A 6655-nucleotide genomic window follows, 5' to 3' on the forward strand; every position below is an offset into this window, starting at 1 on the left:
ACTTAATTTTTTCCTTCTAAACCTAGTTTGCTCAAAGGATTTGGTTGAGAATTTTGGGGTCTTATTTGTGGTAAAACCGTGAGGTAAGGATTGAGTGTAGCATCATCTACCCAACCAGAGTAATATTTTAAATTGGTAGATTTTGCAGATATATTGAGCAATTCTAAATCACCACGCATCACATTCCAATTAGTGGGAATATCTGGTTGCAATTGACTAGAACTAATGCCTTGGGGACCACCACCAACTAAATTAAGAGCAATTTCATCAAAGCCCCGGACAAAACGTTCTCCGTTCCAACTCCACTCAAAACCAGGCCAGTAAACCGACGGCTTTCCTGGTGGTAAAGAACGTGGTAAGTCGTAAATACTGTGACCTTCATCTAATGCTACGGTGAACCCTTGAGGATATCTCACCTCATAACGTCCCTTGCGAGTTTCATAGTTGATGGGATTCCACCATAAGACCTCTACAGTATCCCCACTAGACAAAGATTCGGCAGATTTTTTATCAGTTAAGGCTCTGTAAATGGGTGTTGTCTGTGGTAGTTTAGCCATTGGGGCAAATCGCCAACAAGACCAACTTTCAGGATTATCAGCCACTTCCCATTTAACTTGACAAACACCGTTGGCGCTACTAACCCAGAGTTTGTCATTTTCTAATTTCAATTTGTCAGGAATTGCCCCTACTATTGGGCTGTTATGAGTAGTGTAAGTAGTTAGGGAACCAGAATTGGGATTTTGCGAATTTGGGCGATAAGCAACTAATCCTTTTGCAGGAATGTAGAGATTTCCTTCGCCACTAACATTAGTACCCATCCAGAAAGTAGGATTATTAGCATCGCCAGTAATGGCTAAATCAGTAATTTGTGTAAACCACAGTGATTCTGGTTGAATCAAGTTAAATTGATCAGTTTTTGGATCATAACTGATGATGGTAGCAATGCCGTTATTCCCTTCTCCTTGTTCAAAACCTATTGACCACCATAGGCGTTCATTATAAATAATTGCAGATGTAATTTCGGGAAAACCTAATTGATTTCCTGTTGCTGAATATCCTGCTTTGACTGCTATCTCTTGTAGGTCTTTGAGAGTATATATAGTTTTTCGTTTGGGGTTTGTACTATTAGGTATTAGCAATTCAAAAATCACTGCATCTTTAGCAGGATCTGTTACATCTGGTCTGGAAATATTATTGTCTTCTCCTAAAATAAATTTTGGTTGACGAACAAACCTGTATTGATAAGTATTACCTTGAAATTCAATATTTTTAAACTGAGGATTGACTAATTCCTGGGCAAATTCTATATAGTTTTCCTGGGGTTTTAATTCTTTTGGTAAAGTTCCTGGCTGTACCGTCCAAGTATTATTACTGCGACAGAAAACAAAATCTTGTTTTAATGTCTGAAATCTAACTATATCCTCGTCTGCTACAATATTGCGGATGTGAAAATTAAACCTGTCATAGAAGTTTTCGTTTTTATTTACTATAGGTAAAGAGACAATTTGTTCCTGAGGACAGTTTTCTATTTTGGGATTGATATTGTTTTTTGTCTCAGAATTACTTTCAATATTAGAAGCACAAGCATTAATTAATAAAATCACACTAAATCCGAAAATAATTCGCCGCATAAATCACCCTGTAATTGTTATTAATTCTTTATCATGTTGACTACGCGATCGCAGTAGAATCTTCCCGACTTATTTTTACATTTTTTGAATTAAATTTAAGAAATAAGAAGTTTATAAAATTTAGTCTGAATCTGGAAAATACTATGATTTTAGCGATGAATGGACAAGTGCAGATGAACGAAATGAAAAAAGTCCCAATACCTTCTTAAAAACCACCTGGACTTTTGCTAATTCATCCGAACGTTCATTGTTGTTAATTCTACTGTCCAAGCTTTCAAAGCGTAAAACCTAAAACCCTTGTTAGTAGACGTAGGATATAGCGTTTCCTAGTCTGCTGAGGTACAAATCTCTGCGTACCTCTGCGCTTTACTCCGGGCAACGGCAGTCGCTACAACGGGGGAAACCCCCGCAACGCGCAGCCTCCCCTCTGCGTTTCAAAATATTATCTGTACCTAACTTAACTGGGAATCGCTATAGCTACGTCTACTACTAATTTTGTTCTTCAGGTAATTGTTGCAATACTCCTTGCAAACACTTACCCCATTCTGCGGCTAAAGGAATTTCGGTAAACGGAACTGACACCGAACTAGCAGACTCAGCAAAATTAAACTTGAGTTCGATAGAACGTCCTTTTTCTGGTGGTGATTCTAGATTTACAACTTGATTGTTTACCACGAGTTGAATTTCCTTCACATCAAGCAAAGAAAAAGTCTCTAGTTGAATTAGTCCTTTTGGTGTAGGTTTGCCCCAAGTGATATTGTCACCTTTTTGACCCAATACAGCATAGATATCATACTTAGCTCGATCAAATTGCTCTGCCCAAATACGATAAGCTTCCACCTTTTGATATTCCCTTGAACCTTGCCAAGCCAACCAGAAAAATATAATTAACAAAGGCAACCAAAAAAGACCCCGTTCCATTGTTTAAACAGTCCTCAGTCAAAGATTTAACGAAAAACATTTAACTAGATTGCAAAGTACACTCATAAGAGGCGCAGATAAGTTATCGTAGTGAGCAATAACTGGCAAAAAGCGTGATGAGTTGATATGAAAAAACTTATATTATTGTGCTTGTTTGTCATCGGGTTGGTATCTGCTGTATTTGGTTTCCTGAGTTTTCAGGGACTAGCAGCAAAAGGCGAATTCGAGACAATTTTGTTAGATTTTCGAGAAGATATTCCAGCCGAGGTGATCAAACAGGATTTACAAGCGATCGCTCAACAATACAACGTTACACCCCGATTAGATAATAAATTCTCAGCTTTAGATAATGTTTATATTATCAAAGGCGATCGGCAAAGACTCAAGGAACTCCGAAAATCACCCTTTGCCAAAGCTACAGAAATTATCGAGCCAAATTATATTTACAGTCTGACCCCACCAGCTAAACCCACTTGGCTGGGAGAAATCTTAAGACCCCAAGAAGGCGAGGAGTTTACCCCCTCCTTAACTGGCCCCAATGACGAATATTACAGCAAACAGTGGAACCTCCACAAAATTGGTGTAGAAGGTGCATGGAGTCAAACCAAAGGTAGCGGTATAACCGTAGCAGTCATTGACACGGGTGTTACCAAAGTCCGTGACTTACAAGAAACCAAATTCGTCAAAGGCTACGATTTTGTCAACGACAAAGAAGAAGCTACAGACGACAACGGACATGGTACTCATGTCGCCGGTACTGTTGCTCAAGCTACTAATAACAAATATGGTGTAGCAGGTGTGGCTTACGAAGCCAACATTATGCCCTTAAAAGTACTTAGTGCTTATGGTGGCGGAACCGTTGCTGATATTGCCGAAGCCATTAAATTTGCTGCTGATAAAGGCGCAGATGTCATAAATATGAGCTTGGGTGGTGGTGGCGAAAGTCAATTACTCAAGCAAGCCATAGACTATGCCCACAACAAAGGTGTGGTAATTATTGGGGCTGCGGGGAATGAAAGCGACAATTCCGCCTCCTATCCCGCCCGTTATCCCCATGTCATCGGTGTGTCAGCCTTTGGCCCCGATGGTGAAAAAGCCCCCTATTCTAACTTTGGTGCTGGCGTTGATATTTCTGCCCCTGGTGGGACTGATGCAGGTGCAATTCTCCAAGAAACTATTAACGAACAAGGCGAAGCCGTATTCCTCGGACTCCAAGGAACTAGCATGGCTGCGCCCCACGTCGCTGGTGTAGCAGCTTTAATTAAAGCCAGTGGTGTCAAAGAACCAGATGAAATTTTACAAGTCCTCAAACAATCAGCACGAGTGATTCAAGACGATAGCCTCAACTACTACGGTGCTGGACAACTCAACGCTACAGGTGCAGTCCAATTAGCCAGCCAAGGACAAATCACTTTCCAAGATTTCTTCCGTTGGTTGCGGGATAATGGCTATCTCAACCCTCGTTTTTGGTTTGATGGTGGTGCTGTAGCACTCCTACCCAAGATATTAATGGTGGTTGGTTCTTACCTGTTGGCTTGGTTTTTACGGGTTTATTTCCCCTTCCCTTGGGGTTGGTCTTTATCCAGTGGCTTGATTTTTGGTAGTTCTGGATTATTCTTCCTCAAAGGATTCTATATCTTTGACCTACCCCAATGGCCTTTCCGCGTTTTGGGTAGTTCCATTCCCGAATTGGGTAACACTTTACAGGGAACTGGTACTTTGAATCCTCTTTTTGCCAGTGTGTTAATTCCTATTGTGTTAATGGCATTGCTACTAGGTCATTCTAGTGGGAAATGGTTTGCCATCGGTTCGACTTTAGGTGTAGCCGCTTGCTTAACAGTCAGTGCAGCTTTAGACCCAGCCGTCTGGGGTTTAGGTAGTGGTAATCTAGCTCGTTTATTCCTAATTATCAACGCCCTACTCTGTTATGCACTCGCTCGTTTAGCATTTAAAAACGAAGAAAAAACAGTATAAAAGGGAGTGGGGAATAGTGAGTAGAGATTGGGGTAAGAAAGTAAAAATTATTTTCTCCCTCATCCGCCTCATCCCCCTTATCTCCCTACTCCCTACTCCCTACTCTCTACTCCCCAATTTTTATGAGTATCACAGTTACGGGCAAAATTGAACGTCGCAATCTAGGAACAGGCGCATGGGCTTTAGTTTCAGATGATGGTGTTACCTACGAAATCCTTAGAGGCGCAGACAAAGATTTATTAAAGGATGGACAAAAAGCCAAAGTTAAAGGACTAGTACGCGAAGATGTCATGACTATGGCAATGATTGGCCCTGTTTTAGAAGTAAACTCTTTCGAGTTGCTGAGTTCTTAGTCGTGAGGAACTTCCCCTACATCCTTTTTTCACACACCATCAAGCACTTGTTGTAGGCGAGTTCTAAATTCTCCTTTAGGATGACCCCCTTTGACTTCACCTTTGATATTGAATTCTCCTTCGGGAGACTCACAAATAATATAGGTAGGCCATCCCATGTCAGATTTATCGGGATACTGGGTGAGCAGAATCTTACGATACTTACGATAAGTCGCTGTATCCTGCATTTTGACATCAATAAACTGCAAGCCCAGTTCTTCAGCTACCTTTTGGTCGTAAAAAGACATTTTGTGGCAGATGCCGCACTCTTCGGAAGAAAATTTAATGACAGCTAAACTCATGTAGCTCTGTATCTCTTTTTGATATAGCTAATATTTTTCAGCATAGCTCTTAGGCTACAGAGATTAAACTGTTATGGGTATAAAAGTAAAATTTCTAGAGAAAAATTAAAATTTTGAGAAAATCTAGACATGAGCGCCTAGATATGCTCTCTCTGCACAAAAATGATAACTAATTCTGAACTAACATAGAGCAATCGACAGGATTGATGGTAGAGTGTACCAACGCATCATTCAACTAGGGTATTTTCTACCAAATTCTGGAGCGATGACCTCTGCTCGGTCGTTCGCATAGCGTCTGTCTTTGCTACGCAACGCTCCGCGTACTCCTCCGGAGAAGCAAGCTACGCGTAAGCGTCCCGCAGGGAACGTAGAGAAGACCATCGCCACCGCAAAATAAGTAATCACAAGGGTAGCATTTTAAAAATCACTTATTTAATTTAAAAATGACAAAAGTGAGTTATAATTCCTAAGACTTAAGAAATTATAGTCAACAGATGGTAACATTCATCGTAATATTACGCCATTTGCGCTATAATATAATTCCAATCTTGAGCTATAATGTAGCCCTAAGCAACTACCAATTAACAGGGCAGACCAAGTAAAACTTTCTGACAAAAAGACCCTAGCTACTACCAATCAAACTAGGGAGTTAGTTATCAAGGTGCATCTACCAATCACCAGTCAGTATTAACCAAACTAGGGAGTTAGTTATTAAGGTGCATCTACCATTTAATTGTTCTATTTTGAATTACAGTCTTCCGGATAAATTGATTGAAAGGTAGTCTGTGGTTTATTTTCAATAAAAAACCCCTAGTGGTGGCAGCCAGCTAGGGGAGTTAGTTATCAGGGTGCATCTACCAATTAACTGTTCTAGGATTCAACAGGATGTTCCGGATGAAATTGTCACAAATGAAGTTGCTTTTTTTTCACAAAAAAAAGCCCTTAAAGGTGGCAGCCACTGGGGAGAGTTATTTGTTAGGGTACGTTCATCAAAATAATTAGTTTTACAATGTGCAATCAGTATATTTCAAACAATCTTTTGATCAATGAAATTACTGATTGTTATAAAAAAGCCCCCAGTCGGTGTTAGCCAGCTAGGGGAGTTAGTTATCAGGGTGCATCTACCAATTAATTGTTCTACCGATATGTGACCTTTTCCGGATGAATTTGTCAGAATTGCTGATGGATGATTGCTAGGCATAAAAAAGCCCCCAGTCGGTGTTAGCCAGCTAGGGGAGTTAGTTATCAGGGTGCATCTACCAATTAATTGTTCTACCGATATGTGACCTTTTCCGGATGAATTTGTCAGAATTGCTGATGGGTGATTACTAGGCATAAAAAAGCCCCCAGTCGGTGTTAGCCAGCTAGGGGAGTTAGTTATCAGGGTGCATCTACCAATTAATTGTTCTACCGATATGTGACCTTTTCCGGATGA

Annotated in this window: 6 protein-coding genes; 2 read left to right on the top strand and 4 right to left on the bottom strand. The window is 40.4% G+C overall.

The features are described from left to right. Window positions 1-2 precede the first annotated feature (2 nt). A complete protein-coding gene (locus tag H6G18_RS15615) occupies window positions 3-1631 on the bottom strand; it encodes a hypothetical protein (protein ID WP_190408015.1) in 1629 nt (542 codons plus the stop codon). A gap of 489 nt (window positions 1632-2120) precedes the next feature. Next, window positions 2121-2552: a hypothetical protein gene (locus H6G18_RS15620; RefSeq protein WP_190408016.1), complete on the bottom strand. Its 432-nt coding sequence runs from the start codon at window positions 2550-2552 to the stop codon at window positions 2121-2123. Window positions 2553-2678: 126 nt separating this feature from the next. On the opposite strand from H6G18_RS15620, the gene H6G18_RS15625 reads away from it, so the two are divergent. Next, complete coding sequence (locus H6G18_RS15625) at window positions 2679-4526, top strand: S8 family peptidase (protein ID WP_190408017.1); 1848 nt, start codon at window positions 2679-2681, stop codon at window positions 4524-4526. A 122-nt stretch (window positions 4527-4648) separates the two neighbouring features. Then, window positions 4649-4879, top strand: a complete 231-nt coding sequence (locus H6G18_RS15630) for a hypothetical protein (protein ID WP_190408018.1) — start codon at window positions 4649-4651, stop codon at window positions 4877-4879. 29 nt (window positions 4880-4908) lie between these two features. Here H6G18_RS15630 and H6G18_RS15635 read toward each other — a convergent pair whose 3' ends face one another. Both H6G18_RS15635 and H6G18_RS15640 read right to left on the bottom strand, forming a co-directional pair. Then, the gene (locus tag H6G18_RS15635; RefSeq protein ID WP_190408019.1) at window positions 4909-5220 is read right to left on the bottom strand and encodes a thioredoxin family protein; all 312 of its coding nucleotides are present in this window, start codon (window positions 5218-5220) and stop codon (window positions 4909-4911) included. 1027 nt (window positions 5221-6247) lie between these two features. Next, window positions 6248-6655, bottom strand: a 408-nt coding sequence (locus H6G18_RS15640) for a hypothetical protein (protein ID WP_206757215.1), incomplete at its 5' end; no start/stop codon positions are given.

The organism is Anabaena subtropica FACHB-260, from assembly GCF_014697105.1.
Taxonomy (GTDB): Bacteria; Cyanobacteriota; Cyanobacteriia; order Cyanobacteriales; family Nostocaceae; genus Trichormus; species Trichormus subtropicus.

Excerpts from the sequence above, each read along its gene's own strand:
- H6G18_RS15615 (WP_190408015.1), bottom strand. The coding sequence starts at position 1,631 with ATGCGGCGAATTATTTTCGGATTTAGTGTGATTTTATTAATTAATGCT.
- H6G18_RS15620 (WP_190408016.1), bottom strand. The coding sequence starts at position 2,552 with ATGGAACGGGGTCTTTTTTGGTTGCCTTTGTTAATTATATTTTTCTGG.
- H6G18_RS15625 (WP_190408017.1), top strand. The coding sequence starts at position 2,679 with ATGAAAAAACTTATATTATTGTGCTTGTTTGTCATCGGGTTGGTATCT.
- H6G18_RS15630 (WP_190408018.1), top strand. The coding sequence starts at position 4,649 with ATGAGTATCACAGTTACGGGCAAAATTGAACGTCGCAATCTAGGAACA.
- H6G18_RS15635 (WP_190408019.1), bottom strand. The coding sequence starts at position 5,220 with ATGAGTTTAGCTGTCATTAAATTTTCTTCCGAAGAGTGCGGCATCTGC.